Consider the following 20,782-nt stretch of genomic DNA (forward strand, 5'->3'; position numbering starts at 1 on the left):
GATTCTCCATGACCCCGTGAGGAGCCGCCGTGAGTGAGACCGGCCAGCCCTACCTGTACCAGCGACGCGAGTTGGTGGAACCGGACTGGACCCGACTGCCCGGCTGGCGCCACGTCACCCGCGAGCAGTGGGAGTCCGCCCAGTGGCAGCGGACCAACTGTGTCAAGAACATCAAGCAACTGCGGGCGGTCCTCGGCGACCTCGTAGGCGAGTCGTTCTACGCCGACCTCGCCGACGACCAGCAGCGCCTCGCCACCATGTCGATGCTCGTCACGCCGCAGATGCTCAACACCATGGTGCCGTCGAAGGCGCCGGACACCGACAGCTTCTACGCCGACCCGGTACGCCGGTACATGATTCCCGTCGCGTCCGACCGCAACCCCGACTGGCCGTCCCACCCGTACGCCACCCGCGACTCGCTGCACGAGCACGACATGTGGGTCGCCGAGGGGCTCACCCACCGCTACCCCACGAAGGTCCTGGCCGAGCTGCTGCCGACCTGCCCCCAGTACTGCGGGCACTGCACCCGCATGGACCTCGTCGGCAACTCCACGCCGACCGTCGACAAGCTCAAGCTCACCCTCAAGCCCGTCGACCGGTACGACGCGATGGTCGCCTACCTGCGCGCCCACCCGGGCGTCCGCGACGTGGTCGTCTCCGGCGGCGACGTCGCCAACGTGCCCTGGCGCAACCTCGAGTCGTTCCTGATGCGGCTGCTCGACATCGAGACCATCCGGGACGTCCGGCTGGCCACCAAGGCCCTGATGGGACTCCCCCAGCACTGGCTGCAGCCCGACGTCGTCGAGGGCATGGAGCGGCTCGCCCGTACCGCCGCCCGCCGCGGCGTCAACCTCGCGATCCACACCCACGTCAACCACGCCAACTCGCTGACCCCGCTGGTCGCGAGGGCCGCGCAGACCGCCCTGGAGGTCGGCGTCCGCGACGTCCGCAACCAGGGCGTCCTGATGCGCGGCGTGAACGCCACCTCCGCCGACCTGCTCGACCTGTGCTTCGCGCTCCAGGGCGAGGCCGGCATCCTGCCGTACTACTTCTACATGTGCGACATGATCCCCAACGCGGAGCACTGGCGCGTCTCCGTCTGGCAGGCCCAGCAGCTCCAGCACGACATCATGGGGTACCTGCCCGGCTACGCCACCCCGCGGATCGTGTGCGACGTGCCGTTCGTGGGCAAGCGCTGGGTCCACATGCTCACCGAGTACGACCGTGAGCACGGCATCTCGTACTGGACCAAGAACTACCGAACCTCCATCGAGGCCGACGACGCGGACGCTCTCGCGCGCAGGTACCCGTACTACGACCCGATCGACACCCTCTCGGAGTCGGGCCGGAAATGGTGGCGCAAGCAGGAGGCGGCGGTGGCCGTCCCCGGCTGACGCCGGCGTTGTGACAGTGCCGCAGCCCCTCGTCGGGCTGCGGCACTTTTCGTATGCGGGAGACGTAACCGGCGGGCGGCGCGGAACTCGAAAATGCGCCGCGTAGCGGCGTGGAGATGGGATGTGGCGATAGCCACATCCTCTTGGGCATCCTAGGACGCTAGGTTGAGTGATGCCAGCGGGGTCGCGCTGCCCACCTGGGAGAATGGAACCCGCTGAGCAGACCCTGCTGCTCAGCGTGAGGCAGAGAGGAGGTCCGGTGTCCCGCACCCGCGAAACCCCCTCCACCGACGCGGAACGCTCCGACCTGCGGGCCGACTGCGCACGCTGCTTCGGGCTGTGCTGTGTCGCGCTGCCCTTCGCCGCGTCGACGGACTTCGCGATCGACAAGGCCGCCGGTCAGCCCTGCCCCAACCTGCAGCCGGACTCCCGCTGCGGCATCCACTCCCAGCTCCGGCAGCGGGGCTTCTCGGGCTGTACGGTCTTCGACTGCCTCGGCGCCGGCCAGAAGGTCTCCCAGGTCACCTACCGCGGCCGGGACTGGCGGCGCGACCCGGACACCGCCCGGCAGATGTTCGCGGTCTTCCCCGTCATGCGCCAGCTCCACGAGCTCCTCTGGTATTTGACCGAGGCGCTGGCGATGCCGCCGGCCCGGTCCGTCCACCGCGACCTGCGCCGGGCCCTGGAGCGGACCGAACGTCTCAGCCGCGGCAGTGCCCTCGAGCTCCTGGACCTGGACGTGGCGGCGCTCCGGGGCGAGGTCAACGTGCTGCTGCTGCGTGCGAGCGAGCTCGTGCGGGCCGGGATCGCGGGCCGGAAGGCCAACCACAGGGGCGCCGATCTCATCGGGGCCGGCCTCGAAGGCGCCGATCTGCGGGGCGCAAACCTGCGCGGGGCCTACCTCATCGCGGCCGACCTCCGGCGTGCCGACCTGAGGTCGGCCGACCTGACCGGGGCCGACCTTCGTGACGCCGACCTTCGCGGTGCCGACCTGAGTGACAGCCTCTTCCTCACCCAGTCCCAGCTCACCGCCGCCAACGGCGACGGTGCCACCAAGCTGCCGCCGACGCTGGTGCGGCCCGCCCACTGGTAGGCGACTCCCCCATCCGTCGGGCTCAACGGCCCTTCCCGGACCCGGTCCGCTTCGCCGGCTCGTCCGTGACTGCGATGCGAAGGATCACTGTGCGTAGAGCATCCTAGGATACTGGGTATGTGACGGGAAAACCCGGCCGTGCGTTCCATCGCATCACCACAGATCGCGTGCTTTGCTCTGCTCCCGGATAGGCATCGCCGTGGCGTGGCTACCCCTGTTGCCCGTTCGGCAGCAGAGCAAAGCACGATAGCGGCGTCTTCCACTCGGCGTCGTCACGGAAACCCGGCGGCGCTACGGTTAGCGCGCGGAGCCCACGGCTAGCGCGCGGAGCCCGCCGCCACCTCGATCGCCGCCAGCACCGCGCCGGTGTCGGTGAGGTCGGGCAGCACCGTGTGCGCTCCCGCCGTCCGTAGGTCGTCGAGGCCGTACCGGCCGGTCGCCACGCCCACCACCCCGGCGCCGCTCGCCAGGGCAGCCTCCACGTCGAGGGGCGTGTCCCCCACCAGCACGGTGGCCCGGCCTGCGAACTCACGGTCGTGCCGGTCGCGGGCCGCCGTCCGGGCCAGGTCGACCAGGCGGGCGCGTACGGCGTGCGCCCACCCGTACGCGCCGATGTCGAGATCGAGATGCCGGGCCAGGTCATACACCCGCATCTTCGTCTCGGCAAAGGCACGGATGTTGCCGGTGAGCAGGGTCTGCACCGCCGCCGTCCGGCTCAGGGCGGTGAGCGCGGCGGCCGCACCGGGCAGCGCCCGGCCGTGGGCGCGCAGGTCGCCCTCCAACTCCAGCAGAGCAAGCTCGGCCGCGGTCCGGAACTCCTCCAGGTGGCGGTCGGGCTCGGCGATCCCGTTGGCGCGCAGGAGGTCGATGGCGATCGCCCGGTCGGTACGTCCCGCCATCGGCGGCAGGTTCGTCGCCTCGTCGTCCCGGCCGAACACCTGCCGGAAGGCGGCCTGGAACGCCCGGACTCCGACACCACCCGCGTCGACCAGCGTGTGGTCGACGTCCCACAGGACGAGCACTCCCCCGGTCATGGTCGCCACCCTACCGGCGCCCGCCGCGGTACGGTGTAAACCAGCAGTTGTCGTAAACCACAGGTTGTCAGGAGACGCGATGGAACCGTACGCCGACGTCCTGTCCGACGCCGAGCGCACCGAGCTGCGCAAGCTTGCCCGGGACCTGATGGAACGCATGACCCAGCGGCTGGCGGCGCAGCCCGGCCTGGCCGCCGCCGAGCCCCTCGCCCGCTCCGGTGACGCCGACGACGAGTACCGGCTGCGGCGCGACCGGCTGCGACGGGTACGCGCCGCCCAGGTGGCCGCCGCGCTGATCGGGGACGCCGCCGCCGACTTCACCGCCGCCGAGGCCGCCGACGCCGTGTGGCTGGGCGCCAGCCTCGCCGACCTGGGCACGACCAGCGGCAGCACCCGCCAGGCGGCCCGCAAGCGCTGGCCCGACCTCGGCCGGATCTACCGGCTGCGGCGGTGGCTCGGCGGCCACGCCGACGACCTGACCCACGTCATCGGCCGGATCCTCGCCCACGCCGGCGAGATGCGGGGCGTCGGCCTGGACCGGCTGCAGGCGTTACGGGACGCGCTGGACACCGACGAGCCGCAGCCGACCCGCTGGCGGCGGCTGGCCGACGCGGTGGACCGGCACCTGCGGCACGTGGCCGAGGTGGCGGTACCGACGACGGACGAGGCCGCCACCGCGGTCGATGGGGCCCGCGGGGTCGTCGCCCACTTCGACGCCGCCACCGCGGGGCAACCCCGCTAGCCGCTCAGCACAGGTGCCCGACCTGCCGGCCCAGGTAGGCCGCCAACCGGTCGGCGACCGCCGCGTCGGGCGGGCACGGCTGCTCCGGGCCGAAGACGGTACCCAGCTCGCGGACCTCCGGCGGAACCCGGCCGTACCACGAGTCGTAGGCGGCCCGGGTCACCTCCGGATCGCGGTCGCGGTCCTGACCGGTGGCTGCGGCCAGGTCCCAGCCGTGCAGGACCTGCTCCATCAGGTACATGTCGACGACCCGCGGGCCGGTTCCACCCGACGGCAGCGGCGCCGCCCGGTCGGTGGCACCCGGCGTGGCGAAGGCGTCCAGCGCGGCGCGGGTCGCCGCCTCGTACGCCTTGGCGGGCTCGCCGCCGGCGAGGTGGTCGACGCCGAACACGCCCATGTCGGGCTGCTCGCCGGCGGCCCAGGCGCTGAACAGGTGGTTGGCCGCGACCAGGTGGTTGAGCAGGGCCCGGACGTTCCACTCCGTGCACGGCGTGGGCAGGTCGTACTGGTCGGGGCGGATCCCCCGGATCGTGGCCGTCGTCGCGGCCACCGCTCTCTCCATCAGATCGACAGTCATGCGCGGAAGGTAACAACCGGCACCGACAACTACCGGCCCCTCGACCGCAGCGCCTCGGCGAACGTGTCCAGCCCCAGCGGTCCGAGCCCGATCGCCTCGGTGTGCCAGCGCCTGAGGTCGAAGGCGGCACCCTGCCGGGCCCGGGCCTCGTCACGGGCGGCCAGCCAGGCCCGTTCGCCCAGCTTGTACGAGGTGGCCTGGGCCGGCCAGCCGCAGTACCGGGTGACCTCGCTGTGTACCCGGTGCTCGGCGCACCGGCCACGCTCGCGCAGCACGGCCGTGGCCACGTCGAACGTCCACCGCGGACCGTGGCGGCGCGCCTCCTCGGCAGGCAGCGGCAGGTCCAGGTGCAGCCCGATGTCGATGACGACCCGCGCCGCCCGCAGTGCCGAGTCCATCAGCATGCCCAGCCGGGTGCCCGGCCGGTCGAACCAGCCCAGCTCGTCGGCGAGGCGCTCGGCATACAGCGCCCAGCCCTCGCTGTGGCCGCTGACGCCGGACAGGCGACTGAAGCGCGACAGCCGGTCGCCGGCCGCGCGGATCGCGCCGATCTGCAGGTGGTGGCCTGGTACGCCCTCGTGGAAGACGGTGGTCAGCTCCTCCCACACGCTGAACCGCTCCCGGCCCGCGACCGACCACCAGGTACGACCCGGGCGGACCAGGTCCTCGCTCGGCCCGGTGTAGTACACCGACGCCACGTTGGACGCCGGTGCGAGGACCACCTCGACGCGGCGCAGGCCCGGGTGGATGTCGAAGTGGACGCCGTCGAGGCGCTCGATCGCGGCGTCGTGCTCGTCCTGCAGCCAGGCGCGGTAGGCGTCCGCGCCGTCGACGAACTGCGTGGCGTCCAACTCCGCCCGGACCTCGTCGAGCGGGCGGCCGCCGGCCTCGGCGGCCAGCTCGGCCTCGATGCGGTGCAGCTCGGCCCAGCCCCACTCGTACGCCTCGAGCGGATCGATCTCGGCGCCGAGCGAGAGCCGTCGGAACACCCGGTGCCGGTCGGCCCCGACGCCGTCGCGCTCGGCGGCCGCCGGGGCGTACTCGCGGCGCAGGTACTCGGCGGTCTGCGCGTACGCGGTATGGGCGGCGGTCGCCGCGGCCGCGAGGTCGTACCGCAGCGGCCCGTCGCCGTACCCGGCCACCAGCGCATCGTGGGTGCCCGCGGCGTACACGTCGGCGGCGGTCGCCGTCTCCAGAGCCTGGCGGCGGGCGGCCGGCGCCCCTTCGGCCAGCCCGAGTGCGAGGCTGTCGCGCCAGCTCGCGAGCATCGCCGGGATTGCGGCGAGCCGCGTGACCACCGGGCGCCAACCGCCCTCGCCGTCGCGGCGGACCAGGTCCACGGACTCGCGGATGTTCTGCAGCCGGCCGAACGCGGCGGCCAGGTCGCGCATCCACTCGCCGCTGTCGTGCCAGGCGAGCTGCGCCTCGAGGCGCTCGCGCAGGTGGGCGGCGGCGAGCCGGTCGCCGCCGTCGGCCGACGCCAGCCGGCGCAGGGTGTCACGGACGAGGTCGGCGCGGGCCTCGACGCCCTCGGGGCCGTAGTCGGTCGCGGCGCCGTCGTGGCCGGCGATGCCGCGGAAGGTCGCGCTGACCGGGTCCAGGGCCGCTGACGCGGTCACGTACTCGTCGGCGAGCGCGAAGATCGGATCAGCCATCCGCACACCCTACGTCGCAGCCCTCGCGGTCCCGGCCCGTGCCGCCGGGATCACGGGCGCCCGCGAGGGCATGATGGGCGGATGGGAGAGATCGTCCTGATCCGCCACGGCGAGACCGAGTGGAGCAAGACGCACCGGCACACCTCGTACACGGATCTGCCGCTCACGGGCCAGGGTGAGCAGGACGCGAAGGCCCTGGCCCAGGCGTTGGCCGGCCGGCGGTTCGTGGCCGTGCTGGCCAGCCCCCGGCAGCGGGCCCTGCGCACCGCCGAGCTGGCCGGGCTCACCGTCACCGCCGTGGACGACGACCTGGCCGAGTGGAACTACGGCGAGTACGAGGGCGTGACCACGGAAGAGATCCGCCGCTCGCGCCCGGGCTGGACGGTGTGGACCGGCGGCGGTCCCGGTGGGGAGTCGCCCGAGCAGGTCGGCGCCCGCCTCGACCGGGTGATCGAGCGGGTGCTGCCGCTGCTGGAACAGGGCGATGTGGCGATCGTCGGGCACGGCCACGCGCTGCGGGTGCTGGGCGCGCGCTGGATCGGGCTGCCACCGTCGGCCGGCGCGCTGCTGCGGCTGGACACCGCGACGCTGTCTGCCCTCGGCTTCGAGCGGGAACAGCACGTCATCGACCGGTGGAACAACCCGGTCACCTGATCTGTGGCGGGCGCCCCTCGTACGGGGTGGACAGCACCACCGTGGTCCGGGTGGCCACGTTGGCGGCCTTGCGGATCTCCTGCAGCAGCCGCTCCAGGTCGGCGGGGCTCGCGCACCGCACCAGCAGCAGGTAGAAGTCGTCGCCGGCCACCGAGTAGCAGGCCTCGATCTCGGGCAGGTCGGCGAGCCGGTCCGGCGCGTCGTCGGGCTGCGACGGGTCGATGGGGCGGATCGCCACGAACGCGGTCAGCGGCAGCCCCAGCGCCTCGTGGTCCAGCCGGGCGGCGTACCCGCGGATCACCCCGCGCTGCTCGAGCCGGCGTACCCGCTGGTGAACCGCTGACACCGAGAGGCCGACCTTGTCGGCGAGGTCGGTGTACGACTGCCGGCCGTCGTCGGCGAGCGCCCCGAGGATGGCCCGATCGGTCTCTTCCACGCCGGGAAAACTACACCGTCGTCCCACCCGCGGGGCGCGCTCCCGGCATCAGCCGCGGGTCAGCGCCCGGGAGATGACCAGCCGCTGGATCTGGTTGGTGCCCTCCACGATCTGGAGCACCTTCGCCTCCCGCATGTACCGCTCGACCGGGTGGTCGGCGACGTAGCCGTACCCGCCGAGCACCTGCACCGCGTCGGTGGTCACCCGCATCGCCGCGTCGGTGGCGAACAGCTTGGCCTTGGCCGCCTCCGCACCGTACGGGCGGCCGGCGTCGCGCAGCCGGGCGGCGGCGAGCACCAGCGCCCGGGCCGCCGAGACCTGGGTGGCCATGTCGGCCAGCATGAAGCCGATGCCCTGGAACTGCGCGATCGGCCGGCCGAACTGTTCGCGCTCGCCCGCGTAGGCCACCGCGTAGTCCACCGCGGCCTGCGCCAGCCCTACCGCGCACGCGGCGATGCCCAGCCGCCCGCCGTCGAGGGCGCTCATGGCGATGCGGAAGCCCTTGTTCTCCTCGCTGAGCAGCCGGTCGGCCGGTACCCGCGCGCCGTCGAACGCGATCTGGGCCACCGGCGAGGAGCGCAGGCCCATGGTGCGCTCTCTGGCCTGCGGCTCGATCCCGGGGGTGGCGGCGTCGGCGAGCAGGCACGACACCCCGCCGGCGCCGGGCCCGCCGGTACGGCAGAAGACGTTGTAGAAGTCGGCCTGCCCGGCGTGCGTGATCCACGCCTTCGTGCCGGTCACGACGTACTCGTCGCCGTCGCGCACCGCCTTGGTGGTCATGGCCGCCGCGTCGGAGCCGCCGGCCGGCTCCGACAGGCAGTACGCGCCGAGCAGTTCGCCGCCGAGCATGTCCGGCAGGAACCGTTTGCGCTGCGCGTCCGAGCCGTACCCGGCGACCGGGTAACACGCGAGGGTGTGCACCGACACGGCCTCCGCGACGGCGAGCCAGCGGCGGGCCAACTCCTCGAGAACCTGGAGGTAGACCTCGTACGGCTGGGCCCCGCCGCCGTACTCCTCGGGGTACGGCAGGCCGAGGAGGCCGACGCGGCCGAGGGTGCGCAGCAGTTCGCGGGGGAACTCGCCGCGCGCCTCGAAGTCGTCGACCCGAGGCGCCAGTTCGGCGTCGGCGATCTCGCGGACCAGCTCGAGCAGCGCGTACGCCTCGTCGGTCGGGAGGATGCGCTCGACGTGGGAGTGCACGTTCACTGAGGTCACCAGATCCGCGGGGAGAGTGTTGAGCCGTTGCACGCCGTCCGTGGTGATGACGACGATGTCCTCGATGCGCGCGCCGTACCGGCCGGGTCGTTGACCATGCCGTCAGCTTAACGGTCGTTTGGTTTTCCGTGGGCCACGGCACCCGGTCGGCGTACCGGGGCACCGCGCTGGCCGCGGGTCGACGAGGCCACGCCGTGGATGATCGCCGCAGACAAAACGTACAGATACCGCAAGACCCTTTATCGCCATGTGAGAAATCGACAACAAGGAAGCGCGACCCTCTCGGCGTGTCACGCTTTCGTCACTCAGAATTCGGCGTCACTATCGGGCATGTCCGTCACGTCTGGTGGGCCCACCCGGACGTTCTAGGTAAGCCGCCCCCGGATGACCGGATTATTTTGAGTAACGGATACCGGGCCGGCTAGGCAATCGCGGTCGGTTGTGCCCTCCGACTCCCCACGGACCCCGCCGCCGTCACGGCCCGGGCGGACGACGCTCGATCTCCGTCACTCTCCGCCATCGTCGATCGGCATTTTAGCCCTACAAAGCCGGCTATTTGATGGCGGTTCGGCTTCGACGAATACCACCCGTAGTCCGGCGTCTATACCGAAATATGAGATGACGCGGCGCCGCTCCGGCAGTACAGAAGCCTCGGCCTTCCCCACTGCGGATTCACGCCGGGCAACGGACGTTTAAGCGGAAGCAGCCGGGCAAGAAACGCCGCCCGAGAACACCGAGTGCCCGTATCTTGACCATGGGTATGTGGTGAACCAGTTCCATTGGGGGAGGTGGGGGCCGATATCCGCGACACGAGTCGGAATGGGTCCGGAGGGCCGTTCCACGAATCACGTCCCAGAACCAGCACAGCGTCGCCTCGGGGCGACCAGGGTGGGCCGGGTTCACCGCGACACGGGCGCACCGGCCAACCGGCGCCGGACCGCTGCGCCCCGCAGGGGCGAACCGGAGCCGAACGGCGGGCCGCAGTGGCCCAGTACGGCCTCGCGCTTCCTGCCGCCGGCGCTGCCCGGCACGCACGTACGCCGCACCCGCCTGCTCGACCGGCTCGACCTCGCGCTGCGCCACCCGCTCACGCTGGTCGCGGCGCCGGCCGGGTGGGGCAAGAGCGTCCTGCTCAGCTCCTGGATCCGCGCCGACCGGGCGGCCGGGCCGGTCGTGTGGGTGGGGTTCGACGCCGCCGACGGGGATCGCGCCTGGCAGCACATCGCGGAGGCACTGAACCGTGCCGGGGTGCCCGTACCGGGTGACGCACCGGCGGACGGCGCGACGGGCGGCAGCGTCTGCGGCCGGCCGGCGGAGCTCTCCGGTCCCCCGACGATCCTCATCCTCGACGACTTCCATCTGGTCACCGACGGCACCGCGCTGGCCAACGTCGAGCACCTGCTGCACTCCGGCGACGCCAACCTCCGCGTGGTGATGCTCGCCCGCAGCGAACCGGACCTGCCGCTGTACCGCTGGCGCCTGACCGGGCAGCTCGCCGAGCTGCGCACCGAGCACCTGTCGTTCACCCCCGAGGAGGCCACCGCGCTGCTGCACCGCCACGAGCTCGACGTGCCCCGCGCCACCGTCCGCAAGCTGTTGAGCGTCACCGAGGGCTGGGCGGCCGGCCTGACTCTCGCGGCGCGGGCGATGTCGTGGCACGGCGAGCCGGACCGGGTCGTCGACGAGCTGGGCCTCGGGGACCGGGCCTTCCTCGACTACCTCGACCGCGAGGTGCTGCACCGGCTGGACGACGGCCGGCGGGAGATGCTGCTGTGCACGTCGGTACTGGACTACGTCTGCCCCGGCCTGGTGGAGTCGCTGACCGGACGGCACGACGGCGCCCGGGTGCTGGGCGAACTGGAGCAGGCCAACGCGTTCGTCGTGTACTGCGGCGGGGCGCACGGCTGGTACCGGTACCGCCGCCTGCTGCGCCGGGCGATGTACGCGGAGCTGTGCCGGTCGGCGCCGGATCGGATACCGGCCCTGCACACCGCCGCCTCGGTCTGGTACGCCCGCAACGGCCTGCCCGCCGAGGCGCTGCGGCACGCCCTCGCCGCCGGTGACTGGGACGGCGCGACCGTGCTGCTGGTACGGCACTGGCGCGAGCTGCTGACCGGGTACGGGCAGGGCGGCCCGGTCATGTCCACGCCCGCACCCCCCGACACGGTCGCCACGGACCCGAGGCTCGCCCTCGCGTTCGCGGTCTCCCACCACGACGCCGGCGACATCGACGGCATGCGCGCGTTCCTGCGCCGGGTCGAGGAGAGCCCGCACCTGGACGAGTCCGTGACGCCCATCCTGAACGCCGCGCTGCTGGCCGAGGCGCGCACCTCCTGGGACGCCGACCGCACGCTGACCGCCGCCGCCCGGCTGCTGGGCAGCGCGCGGGAGGCGCCGGCGGCCGTCCTCGACGAGGTACGGGCGATGGCGCTCACCGCGACGGCGGACGCCTCGTTCGCCCTGGGCCAGCTCGAGCCGGCCGAGGTCGCGCTCCGGGAGGCGCTGCCGCTGGCCCGCCGCAGCGGGTCCGGCCGGGGGTACGTGGCCGCGCTGCGACAGCAGGCCCTCGTCGACCTGGCCCGCGGCCGCCTCGGCGCGGCCGTCCACGGCTGCCAGCTCGTGCTCGGGGCCGTGTCCCGCGCCGGGTTCACGCAGGCGACCGAGATCAGTTGGGCCCGGGTCGTCCTGGGCTGGGCCTGCCTGGCCCGCGGCCGGTTCGACGAGGCCGCGTACCACATCGACCAGGGCATGGCCGGCATCGAGCAGCCGGAGCCGGGCGTCTGGACGACCGCGGCGATCGCCCGGGCCCGGCTGTACCAGCTGCGCGGAGAGCCGGCGCGGGGGCTGGACGCGCTCGCCGCCGTCGGCGTCGACATCGGGTCGGACAGCCTGCCACCGGTGTTCGGGACCGCGCTGGCGCTGACCGAGGCCGAGCTGCGGTTGGCGCTCGGGGACGGGCGGGCGGCCGGCCGGCTCGTCGCCGTCGCCACGAAGTCGGGGGTGCTCCCCGACTGGACGGCGGTCGTCACCGCCCGGCTGCACCTGGCCGGCGGGGATGCGGCGGCGGCTGCGGCGGCGGTCGGCCCGTACGCGACCGCCTGCGAGGCGTCACTGCGTACCGCCGAGGCCTGCCTGCTGCACGCGTACGCACTGCGCCGGCTGGGCAACCGGGCCGCCGGCGAACGGTCCCTCGAGCGGTCGCTGACGCTGGCCAACGCCGAGGGTCTGCGCGAGCCCTTCCTGGCCAACGCCGCGCTGGTACACGACGCGCTGGTGGCCCAGCTCTCCACCGGCACCGACTACGCCAACATCATCACCGAACTCACCGGCGCCACCGCCGACGACCGGGCCGCCGCCCCGGCGGTGCGCCCCGTCGGGGTCGACCCGCTCACCGAACGGGAGCTGATCGTGCTGCGCCACCTGCGCAGCATGCTGTCGACGCCGGAGATCGCATCGATGCTGAGCGTGACGCCCAACACCGTGAAGACCCATGTCAAGAACGTCTACCGCAAGCTCGGCGTGGGGCGGCGCCGCGACGCCGTCCGCCGGGCCCAGGAGGTGGGGCTGATCTGACCCGTCGCCCGACGAGCCGATCCTCGGCCATATTCGGGCAGGCCGCGCTCACCCGATCCGGGTGGATCGGCGCGCGGACAGAGACCACAACTGAACATCACCCGGTTCGGGGGAGCCGGCCTCACCACACCGCGCCAACCATGGTGTGTCAGCGGACGCAGCACGGGAGGTGCGATGGAGAAAATCCGCGCTGGTGCGCGCGGCGCAGTGGCGACCGACCCCGGACCGGTGACGGCCGGCCAGGGACTCGGCTGGGGGGCCTGGTACCTGGGAACCGACCGGATCGAATGGTCCGAGCGGCTGTACCGGCTGACCGGACGGCGTCGCGTCGACGGAGCGCTGGCACTGCCGGTCTTTCTCAACCTCGCCGCACCCGACGACCGGGGACGCCTCGAGGCCGCCGTCGACCGGCTCCTCGACGACGGCGCGCCGGTCGATGTCGAGTACCTGATGCGCGCCGCGGACCGGGCCCGGCCGGTCCGCGCCACCTTCGAGCTGTACCCCGAGCAGCAGGCCCTGTACGCGGTCGTCAACGACCTCACCGAGCTGAACCGGGTCCGCGACCGGCTGCTCGTCAGCCACCGTACGGTTGTGGCGCAGCAACGGGCCCTGGCACAGCAGCGGGAGATCAACGGCCAGTTGCAGCAGATGATCCTGCCGGTGCCGACCTCCGTCACCACCGTCAACGGGGTACGGGTCGCCGTCCGCTACCTCGCCGCCGACGACTCGGCCGACGTCGGCGGCGACTGGTACCTCGCGGTGCCGCTCGCCGACGGCGGTGTGGTCTTCGCCGTCGGCGACGTCGTCGGACACGGCCTCGCCGCGGCCCCGCCGATGATGGCGATGCGCCACGCCGCCGCCGCATACGCGGTCGCCGGTCAGCAGCCGGGCGAGCTGCTGGCCGACCTCAACATGCTGCTGTGCCGGCAGGGCGGGTGGGCGACGGCGACCGCGGTGGTCGCCCGCTACCAGCCCGGTACCGGGGAACTGACCTGGGCTCGGGCCGGTCATCCGCCGATCATGGTGGCGGGGCGCGACGGGGTGGACACCCGGTACGAGCCGGCCGGGATGCTGCTGGGCGTCGACCCGGCCGCGACGTACGCGCACGCCTCGATCCGACTGGACCCCGGCGACGTGGTGCTGATGTACACCGACGGCCTGATCGAGCAGCGCGGCCACGGGATCGACGAGGGAGTCCGGGACCTGGCCAGACAGGTCGGCGAGGGGCTGCGCGCTCCGGACGGCGACCGGCTGACGTCCATCCTCGACCGGCTGTACCGGCGCAACCCCGGCGACGACGCGTGCATGCTGGCGGCCCAACCGACGGCACCTCGGTAACGGCAAATTTCACCCGCGCAGGGTGATGGTTACTCACCCGGCCCCGGCGTTCTATATGGACAAGGCACGACGGAGTGCCGGGGGTGGAGGCGTTCATGGCGGCAGTGGAGACCCGGACATCGGTTCGCGGTGGGCGCGAGCGCGCGGGCCACCCTGCTCCGGTATCCGCACAGCACCGACCCTTGCCGATGGCGGCCGGTGTTGTCGCACTCGCCGCAGGGTCCACGCCGCCTGACGGGCCTCCGATGGTGTGCCGGCCGCGATCGCCGCGCGGCCGGCACACCGCTTGACCTAGACCTTACTGTCCGGGGGGTACGAACGCGCCGGTCCGGTTGCAACCGGGCCGGCGCGTTCGCGGTGCTCCCCTACAACCGTGTGGGAGAGGTACCAGCCATGCCCATGAGTGACAGCGGGTGGGCGGAGTGGAGGAGGTTCAGCGCCGCGATGCTCGCCCTCGTCGGGGCGTTCAACGTGGTCGAAGGTCTCATCGCGATCTACGCCCGGAAGCTGGTGCGGCTCGACCCGGACCGGCTGCTGCTGGACCTGGCCGGTTGGGCGCAGGTCACGCTGGCCCTCGGTGCGCTGCTGCTGGCGCTGGGGATCTGGTTGTCGGTGGTGACGGTACGGGTGCGGCTCATCGCTTTGTCCGTCGTGGTGGTGCACGCGCTCATCCAGCTCGGCGTGCTGGCCGCGTTCCCCGCCTGGGCGTTGCTCATGATCTCCTTCGACGTCGTCATCATCTTCGCGCTGACCGCCACTCCGGCCGGCACCGCCGCCAGTGCGGCCCGCGGCGGGGACACCCGCGACACCGCGGCCGGCGCGAGCGGTAACAGCCCGGCCCGGCGCGTCCGCGGGGTGGCTTCCCTCGGCCGGGTGGGCGGCCGGGACCGTCGCGCTCCGGCCGAGCGGATCGGGTACCGGCCGCGCCACCAGATGGCGGCGGCCGTCGTCGTGGGCGCACCCGGCACCGAGCTGCCGGGTACCGAGCTGGCGGGCAGCTCCGACGAGCCGACCACGCCCCGGGCCCTGCCGCCGGGTCCACCGGCCGGCCCCGCCCGCGCGGCGATGAAGCCCGGTACCACCGCGCCGGCGACCGCCACGATGGTCGGCGCGGTCGCCCGTACCGACGGCGGTGTCCCCCCCAGCAACGGCGGCCGGGCCGGGCCCGTCCCGCCCGCGACGGCGCGGGGCGTCGCCACACCGATCATCGGAGCCATCTCCGGCCGGTGGCCGGAGATGAACGGGCGGTAGAACGCTTCGCAACGGGGAGGGCTCCGGCGACGGGGCCCTCCCCGTCTCACAGCAGGTTCAGCTCGCGCGCCCGCTGGATGACCTCGCGCCGCCGGCCCGCGCCGAGCTTGCGGTAGATGCTCTTCATGTGCGTCTTCACGGTGTTCACCGACACGCACAGCATCGAGGCGATCTCGGCCGCCGAGAGCATGCTCTGCAGGTACCGCAGGACGGTCAGCTCGCGCTCGGTCAGCGGCTCGGGCAGCCGGCTCACCGCGACGTTCTGCCGCGCCGCCCCCTGCGCCAGGTCACCGGCCAGGTCGTCGGCGAGCCCCCGGTAGCTGCTGCCGGCCGGCACGTACGTGGTGAGCAGCTCGCGAACCGCGTGCCCGCCCTCCAGGAACGGCCGCCGGATGGCCTCCTCGTCGGCCAGGCGCAGCGCCTGCTCCACCGAGCGGCCGGCCTTCGTCCGGTCACCGAGCGCGCGCATGGCGCGGGCGTACGTCAGGTTGGCCTCGATCGTCCACAGCAGAGACCCACCGCCCGGCTCGAGGTGCGCCACGACCGCGGACGCCGCCGGCGACGGCCGCCGCTCGGCCAGGTGGACCTTCGCCTGGACCAGCGTGTACCACACCGACAGCAGGTCCGGCGGGGGTACGCCGAGCAGCCGCTTGGCTGCCGCCGGCTCACCGGCCTGTACGTGCAGCTCCGCTTCGGCCAGGGTCAGCGAGTGCCACAGCAGGCCCGGGATCTGGCAGTCCACCAGCTGGCGGCGTACCACCGACAGCTCGGCCGCCGCGCCCGTCACATCGCCGGCCGCCGCCTGCAGCCGGGCCCGCATGATCGCGGCCGCGGCGACCATGCCGGGGTCGACCAGCCCGCCGCTGTTGACCGCCCGCTCCAGGTAGTACATCGCCGGACGGATCCGGTTCTGCTGGTGGCAGACGTCGGCCAGGGTCAGCAGCGTCCACACCAGATCGCTGCCCTGGGTCAGGCCGTGCTGGTCGGCCAGGCTGACCGCCTCCTTGGCGAACCGCACCGCGGCGTTGAGCTGGCCCCGGGTGGTGTGCAGCGCGGCGAGCTGGCGCAGCGAGGCGATCTGCGCCTGCGCCCCCCCGGACCGCCGGGCGTGCACCAGCCCCTCCTCCAGCGGGCCCTCGGCCGCCTGCAGGTCGCCCTGGTGCAGCCGCGCGCCGCCCATCGCCACCAGGGCCAGCGCCCGTACCTGGTGACCGTCCCCTTCGGACACCGGTACGTCGTCGCCCAGCAGGGCGGGCGCCGTCGCCAGTACCAGGTCGGGATCGCCGGACAGGTGCGCCTCCGCCACCCGGAACGCCGCCAGGATCGGGCGTAGCCGGTCGCGGACGGCGGCGTCGGCGCACGCGTGCTGGGAGCGGTCCACCAGGTGCAGGAACGTCTCGGTGGCGCGCGGGTCGCTCGCGTCCAGGCGCTCCGCGGCGAAGGCGAGCGCCAGCCGCGGATCGTGCTGGACCTGCTGCGGCGGCGTGGGGACGACCTCCTTGAGGGTACGCAGACGGGCACCGGGGACCAGTTCGTGCCAGCTGGAGTCGACGACGGCGACGGCCTGCGCCCACTCGCCGGCGGCGAGCGCGTGCCGGATCGCGTCGGCGGGCATGTCGTGGGCGAAGTACCACTCGGCGGCCCGCCGGTGCAGGTCCGGAAGCTGCTCCGGCCGGTGCTGGCGCAGCTCGTTGTAGAGCATCAGCCCGAACAGCGGGTGGCAGCGGTACCAGCCGCGGCTGCCGGCGCCGTGCATCTCCACCAGGTTGGCCAGCTCCAGCTCGGCCAGGATCCGCTCGCCGTCGGTACGCCCGGTCAGCGCCTGTACCAGCTCGGGGCGCACCTGGTCCAGGACCGAGGTGGCGAGCAGCACCTCCCGCATCTCCTCGGGCAGCTTGCCCAGTACCTCGCCGACCAGGTACTCGCCCAGGGCCCGGTCGTGGACCGCGAAGTCGGGCACGAGGCTGTCGGGGTCCGGGTGGTCGGCGATGGCCAGGGCGGCCAGCCGCAGGCCGGCGGCCCACCCCTCGGTCATCGCGTGCAGCCCCACCAGCGCCGGTTCGGCGAGCCGCACGTCGTGGGCCGCGAGCAACTGGCTGGTCTCGGCGAGCGAGAAGGCGAGCTGGGCGCTGCGGACCTCGGTCACCCCGCCGCTCATCCGCCAGCGGTACAGCGGCAGCGCCGGGTCGGCGCGGCAGCCGAGAACCAGCCGCAGCCGGGCGGCGGCCCGGCCGAGCAGCACCTCCACCTCGGTCCACACCTGCGCGTCGGTCACCTCGTGCGCGTCGTCCACGACGACGATGACGAGCGGGCCCGGGACCTCGAGCGCCGCGGCGATCTCGTCGAGGGTGCCGGGCCGGTCGGCGGCCCGGTGCGCGAAGGGCTCGACGCCGCCGAGTGTGGCGGCGAAGCGGTCCCAGAAGTCGGCGGACCGGCCGGCCTCCGCGGTGAACCAGGTGACCGGGCCGGGGGCGCGTCCGGACCGCACCCACGCCGCGAGCAGGGTCGTCTTGCCCCAGCCCGCGGGGGCGGAGACGATGGACAGCGGCCGGGTGACGGCCTGGTCCAGCAGCTCGAACAGGCGCGTGCGCTCGACGAGGTTCGGGGGCGGCTGCGGGATCACCGGCTGCGGCATCCGCGGCGGCTCGACGGCGGGCGGAGCGTAGCCGTCGATCACGGCGACGGTCGGTTCCGGCCGGCTCTCGGAGATCATGCCGCCTCCTGCCGGGCCGCGCCGTACCCCGGCCGCTCACCCACGAGGGCAGGCCCGTGGGACCGCCCCACGCCGAAAATGCGATGCCTGCCGTTCACCCGGTGGTCCCCCCGCCCGTTGCTGTGTGACACGCCGGGAATTCTTTAGGGGGCGGAGGTGATCCGTCGTCACCCCGGGAAGGTGAAGCATGCCGGGCCGGGCGGGCGCTGTCCCCGGTACGGTCGGCGTTCGGTCCCTGGGGTCCATCATGCGCTCCCGGCGGCGCCCCCGCCCGCGCCGCGGCCGGACTACGCGTGGCGCGGGCACGATGACGCGCCGCGACCACCCCGCACAGGTGAGGTGTGGTCACCCCGGCCCCCACCAGGATCGACGGCGTCATGGTTGGCACCGACACGGTGAGGAGGTGGCCGCTGAGGAAGGCTCGCCAGGCGGGCCGCGACAGGTAGCACACTCACCCGCCGGGCGGCTCACCGGCCGACAACGCCGCCCGCTCCTGCCGCACGCGACGCGCCATGGCCCGCCGGCGAGTCCGGCCGTGTCATCCGGGCAACCGGTATCCGGCGATCCTTGAAGGAGGGGTCAGCGGATGACCCAACGCACGAGCGTGTGGTCCGGCTGGATCAGCTTCGCGACCGTCATGCTGACGATGATCGGCGCGTTCAACATCGTGGAGGGCCTGGCCGCCCTCATGACGGGCACGATCAGCTTCATCGACGAGGGCCTCCTCGTCGTGGTCAACCTCACCGTGTGGGGCGTGCTGACGCTGGTCTCCGGTGCGCTGCTCATCGCCGTCGGCCTCGGTCTGATCTCGCGCAGCGAGGTGGCGCGCGTCGCCGCGGTGGTCCTCATCGCGCTGCACGCGCTGGTCCAACTCTCCGCGCTGGCGGCTTTCCCGGTCTGGTCGCTGCTCATGATCGCGCTGGATGTGGTGGTGCTGTTCGCGTTGACCGTCCACTGGCCGGACAGGGTCGCCGAGGCCCAGCCCGCCGGCCCCGCGGTCGCCGCCGCACCGTCCACACCGGCCAGTGCCGGTACGCCCCGGCCGGCGGCCTGACGGCCGCCACGCCGACTCGGCTACGGCGCCCGGGGGCTGGACCCGGGCGCCGTTCCGGTACCCGCTGTGGGTCACCACCACTGCTCGTGGCGCAGTACCCGCGCCTTCGCAGCGGCGAACTCCTGTGGCGTCAACACGCCCCGTTCGGCCAGGTCGACGAGCTGGCTGAGCTGGGCCACCACGTCGTCCCCGGCGCCCGCGACGGAGGGCGGGGTGGAGATCTGGCTCGGCGGTACCGGCTGCGGGCGGGTGCGCGTCAGCCAGCCCGCCGACAGTGCCGCGACGGCCTCCTCCGCCCGGCGGTGCGCCAGGCCGATGCTCAGCGCGCCGCGCAGCAGCGGCGCTCCGTGTCGGCGGGTCGACATGGGACTCCTCTCCTCGGTGGTCTACATCGGACTCCCGTACCGGTGTACCCGTCGTCAGCCGGCCGGGCGGCCGGACCCCTCACGGCGGCGGAGCGCCTCGCTCGCGCACGTGTCGGGGATGCGCACCGCCGCGACCAGCTCCCCGCCCAGCTCCCGCACCGCGTCACCGGCGCCGCGGGCCCAGCCGTGCTCGACGAGCAGGGCGAGCGCGGCGGTCCCGGCGTCAAGCGCCTGCCCGACCTCGTCGATGTCGGCGGCGTCGATGAGGCCGGCCTCGTCGAACCCGTACCCGGCGGCCAGCTCGGCGAGCACCGCCACCGCCGCGAGCTCCTCGCCGCGCACGTGGCCGTCGCGGTCCTTCGTCACCACCAGAGCGTCGACGATCCGCACGTCACCGCCGATTTCGACCGCCCGCAGCACGGAACCGACCCGGTTCGGGAGCTCCTCGCCCGGAAACGCCACGACCAGGAACTCGAGTGGACCGATCCCCGCCATCTACCGCTCCCTGTTCTCCTGCGGCCACCGGCCGTGGACGTCCGCGCGCCCACCGGCCGTCGGCCGGGGCGTTGCCAAGCATCGTGGGCCTCGATCGGGTGAGGATGCGTCACCCGTTCGACCACCTGGCGGCCCGGACCGCCCTCACCCTGACCGGCGTCGCCGGGCCTGGCCCGGTTCATCCGCGGCGGGTGAGACGGGGGTGTGCCGGCCGCGTCTTCCGGCGGTCGGGCCCGCCGGGCTCTGCGCCGGTCACTAGGCTGGCGGCCGTGAGCCGACCTCTGCTGCTCGTCGACACGGCCAGCCTCTACTTCCGCGCCTACTTCGGCATCCCGGAGTCGGCGGTCACCGCGCCCGACGGTACGCCCGTCAACGCCGTACGGGGCTTCCTGGACATGCTGGCCACCCTGGTGCGTACCCGGCAGCCCGGGCGCGTGGTGTGCGCCCTGGACACCGACTGGCGGCCGGCGTGGCGGGTGGCGCTGCTGGCCAGCTACAAGGCGCACCGGCTGGCCGCCGACGGCGGTGAGCAGACCCCCGACGGGCTGTCGGCGCAGGTACCGATCATCCTGGACGTCCTCGACGCGCTCGGCGTACCCGCGGTCGGGCTGGCCGGCTACGAGGCCGACGACGTGATCGGTACGCTCGCCACCCGCGAGCCCGGCCCGATCGAGGTGGCCTCCGGCGACCGGGACCTGTTCCAGCTGGTCGACGACGACCGCGCGGTGAGCGTGCTGTACTGCGGCCGGGGCGTGTCCAAGCTCGAGGTCTACGACGACGCGGTGGTCCGCGGGAAGTACGGGGTGCCGGCGGCGGCGTACGCGGACTTCGCGGCGATGCGCGGCGACCCGAGCGACGGTCTGCCCGGGGTGGCCGGCGTCGGCGAGAAGACCGCGGCCCGGCTGATCGAACGGTACGGGAGTCTTGACGGCGTCCTCGCCGCGCTCGACGACCCGGCGTCGGGCTTCGCGCCGGGGCTGCGCACGAAGCTGATCGCCGCCCGCGACTACCTGGCCGTCGCGCCCGAGGTGGTAGGCGTGGCCCGGGAGGCCGCGGTGCCGCCGGTCGACGGCCGGCTGCCGGTGGCCGCCGAGGGCGAGCGGTTGCTCGCCCTCGCTGAGAAGTGGAACATCGCTGGAGCCCTGCGCCGCGCGGTCGACGCGCTGACCGCGCAGCCACCGGCCGACCGCTGA

Annotated in this window: 17 protein-coding genes; 9 read left to right on the forward strand and 8 right to left on the reverse strand. The window is 73.5% G+C overall.

The genetic code is table 11. The features are described 5' to 3' along the window. Positions 1–29 precede the first annotated feature (29 nt). Entirely contained in the window at positions 30–1,394 is a 1,365-nt protein-coding gene (locus tag Pme01_RS10160; protein WP_168114456.1) for a KamA family radical SAM protein, read from the forward strand. 259 nt (positions 1,395–1,653) lie between these two features. After that, positions 1,654–2,487, forward strand: coding sequence for a pentapeptide repeat-containing protein (locus Pme01_RS10165; RefSeq protein WP_239088126.1), 834 nt, complete (start codon positions 1,654–1,656; stop codon positions 2,485–2,487). Between the two features lie 317 nt (positions 2,488–2,804). Here Pme01_RS10165 and Pme01_RS10170 read toward each other — a convergent pair whose 3' ends face one another. Beyond that, entirely contained in the window at positions 2,805–3,521 is a 717-nt protein-coding gene (locus Pme01_RS10170) for an HAD family hydrolase (RefSeq protein ID WP_168114458.1), read from the reverse strand. A gap of 79 nt (positions 3,522–3,600) precedes the next feature. Here Pme01_RS10170 and Pme01_RS10175 point away from each other — a divergent pair, with 79 nt between their 5' ends. Further along, entirely contained in the window at positions 3,601–4,263 is a 663-nt protein-coding gene (locus Pme01_RS10175; protein ID WP_168114459.1) for a hypothetical protein, read from the forward strand. Between the two features lie 4 nt (positions 4,264–4,267). Here Pme01_RS10175 and Pme01_RS10180 read toward each other — a convergent pair whose 3' ends face one another. Both Pme01_RS10180 and Pme01_RS10185 read right to left on the reverse strand, forming a co-directional pair. Further along, complete coding sequence (locus Pme01_RS10180) at positions 4,268–4,840, reverse strand: TIGR03086 family metal-binding protein (RefSeq protein WP_168114460.1); 573 nt, start codon at positions 4,838–4,840, stop codon at positions 4,268–4,270. A gap of 29 nt (positions 4,841–4,869) precedes the next feature. Further along, complete coding sequence (locus Pme01_RS10185; protein WP_168114461.1) at positions 4,870–6,495, reverse strand: DUF885 domain-containing protein; 1,626 nt, start codon at positions 6,493–6,495, stop codon at positions 4,870–4,872. 81 nt (positions 6,496–6,576) lie between these two features. On the opposite strand from Pme01_RS10185, the gene Pme01_RS10190 reads away from it, so the two are divergent. Beyond that, complete coding sequence (locus Pme01_RS10190; RefSeq protein WP_168114462.1) at positions 6,577–7,149, forward strand: histidine phosphatase family protein; 573 nt, start codon at positions 6,577–6,579, stop codon at positions 7,147–7,149. On the opposite strand, the gene Pme01_RS10195 is transcribed toward Pme01_RS10190, so the two are convergent. Both Pme01_RS10195 and Pme01_RS10200 read right to left on the reverse strand, forming a co-directional pair. Then, a complete protein-coding gene (locus Pme01_RS10195; protein ID WP_168114463.1) occupies positions 7,142–7,585 on the reverse strand; it encodes an Lrp/AsnC family transcriptional regulator in 444 nt (147 codons plus the stop codon). The two genes, Pme01_RS10190 and Pme01_RS10195, sit on opposite strands and share 8 nt — an antisense overlap. Positions 7,586–7,633: 48 nt before the next feature. Next, on the reverse strand, positions 7,634–8,791 hold the full coding sequence (locus Pme01_RS10200) for an acyl-CoA dehydrogenase family protein (RefSeq protein ID WP_239088143.1): 1,158 nt from the start codon (positions 8,789–8,791) through the stop codon (positions 7,634–7,636). Between the two features lie 897 nt (positions 8,792–9,688). Between Pme01_RS10200 and Pme01_RS10205 the strand changes: the two genes are divergently transcribed. The 3 genes from Pme01_RS10205 (at position 9,689) to Pme01_RS10215 (ending at position 14,962) form a co-directional block, all read left to right on the forward strand. After that, positions 9,689–12,373, forward strand: a complete 2,685-nt coding sequence (locus Pme01_RS10205; RefSeq protein ID WP_168114464.1) for a winged helix-turn-helix domain-containing protein — start codon at positions 9,689–9,691, stop codon at positions 12,371–12,373. Between the two features lie 174 nt (positions 12,374–12,547). Continuing rightward, positions 12,548–13,711 carry a PP2C family protein-serine/threonine phosphatase gene (locus Pme01_RS10210; protein WP_168114465.1) on the forward strand — a complete coding sequence of 388 codons (1,164 nt, stop codon included), beginning with the start codon at positions 12,548–12,550 and terminating at the stop codon, positions 13,709–13,711. Positions 13,712–14,104: 393 nt separating this feature from the next. After that, the gene (locus Pme01_RS10215; RefSeq protein WP_168114466.1) at positions 14,105–14,962 is read left to right on the forward strand and encodes a DUF7144 family membrane protein; all 858 of its coding nucleotides are present in this window, start codon (positions 14,105–14,107) and stop codon (positions 14,960–14,962) included. A 46-nt stretch (positions 14,963–15,008) separates the two neighbouring features. On the opposite strand, the gene Pme01_RS10220 is transcribed toward Pme01_RS10215, so the two are convergent. Further along, positions 15,009–17,675 (reverse strand): winged helix-turn-helix domain-containing protein, encoded by a 2,667-nt coding sequence (locus Pme01_RS10220; RefSeq protein WP_168114467.1) that lies wholly within the window; start codon positions 17,673–17,675, stop codon positions 15,009–15,011. 586 nt (positions 17,676–18,261) lie between these two features. On the opposite strand from Pme01_RS10220, the gene Pme01_RS10225 reads away from it, so the two are divergent. Further along, positions 18,262–18,729: a DUF7144 family membrane protein gene (locus Pme01_RS10225; RefSeq protein WP_168114468.1), complete on the forward strand. Its 468-nt coding sequence runs from the start codon at positions 18,262–18,264 to the stop codon at positions 18,727–18,729. 71 nt (positions 18,730–18,800) lie between these two features. Here Pme01_RS10225 and Pme01_RS10230 read toward each other — a convergent pair whose 3' ends face one another. Together Pme01_RS10230 and Pme01_RS10235 are read right to left on the reverse strand one after the other, a co-directional pair. Further along, positions 18,801–19,094 (reverse strand): SHOCT domain-containing protein, encoded by a 294-nt coding sequence (locus Pme01_RS10230; protein ID WP_203935525.1) that lies wholly within the window; start codon positions 19,092–19,094, stop codon positions 18,801–18,803. A 54-nt stretch (positions 19,095–19,148) separates the two neighbouring features. Further along, complete coding sequence (locus Pme01_RS10235) at positions 19,149–19,589, reverse strand: DUF6325 family protein (RefSeq protein ID WP_168114469.1); 441 nt, start codon at positions 19,587–19,589, stop codon at positions 19,149–19,151. A 269-nt stretch (positions 19,590–19,858) separates the two neighbouring features. Here Pme01_RS10235 and Pme01_RS10240 point away from each other — a divergent pair, with 269 nt between their 5' ends. Beyond that, a complete protein-coding gene (locus Pme01_RS10240; RefSeq protein WP_203935526.1) occupies positions 19,859–20,782 on the forward strand; it encodes a 5'-3' exonuclease in 924 nt (307 codons plus the stop codon).

Origin of the sequence: Planosporangium mesophilum (assembly GCF_016863255.1) — a bacterium.
In the GTDB taxonomy this organism is placed as follows: domain Bacteria; phylum Actinomycetota; class Actinomycetes; order Mycobacteriales; family Micromonosporaceae; genus Planosporangium; species Planosporangium mesophilum.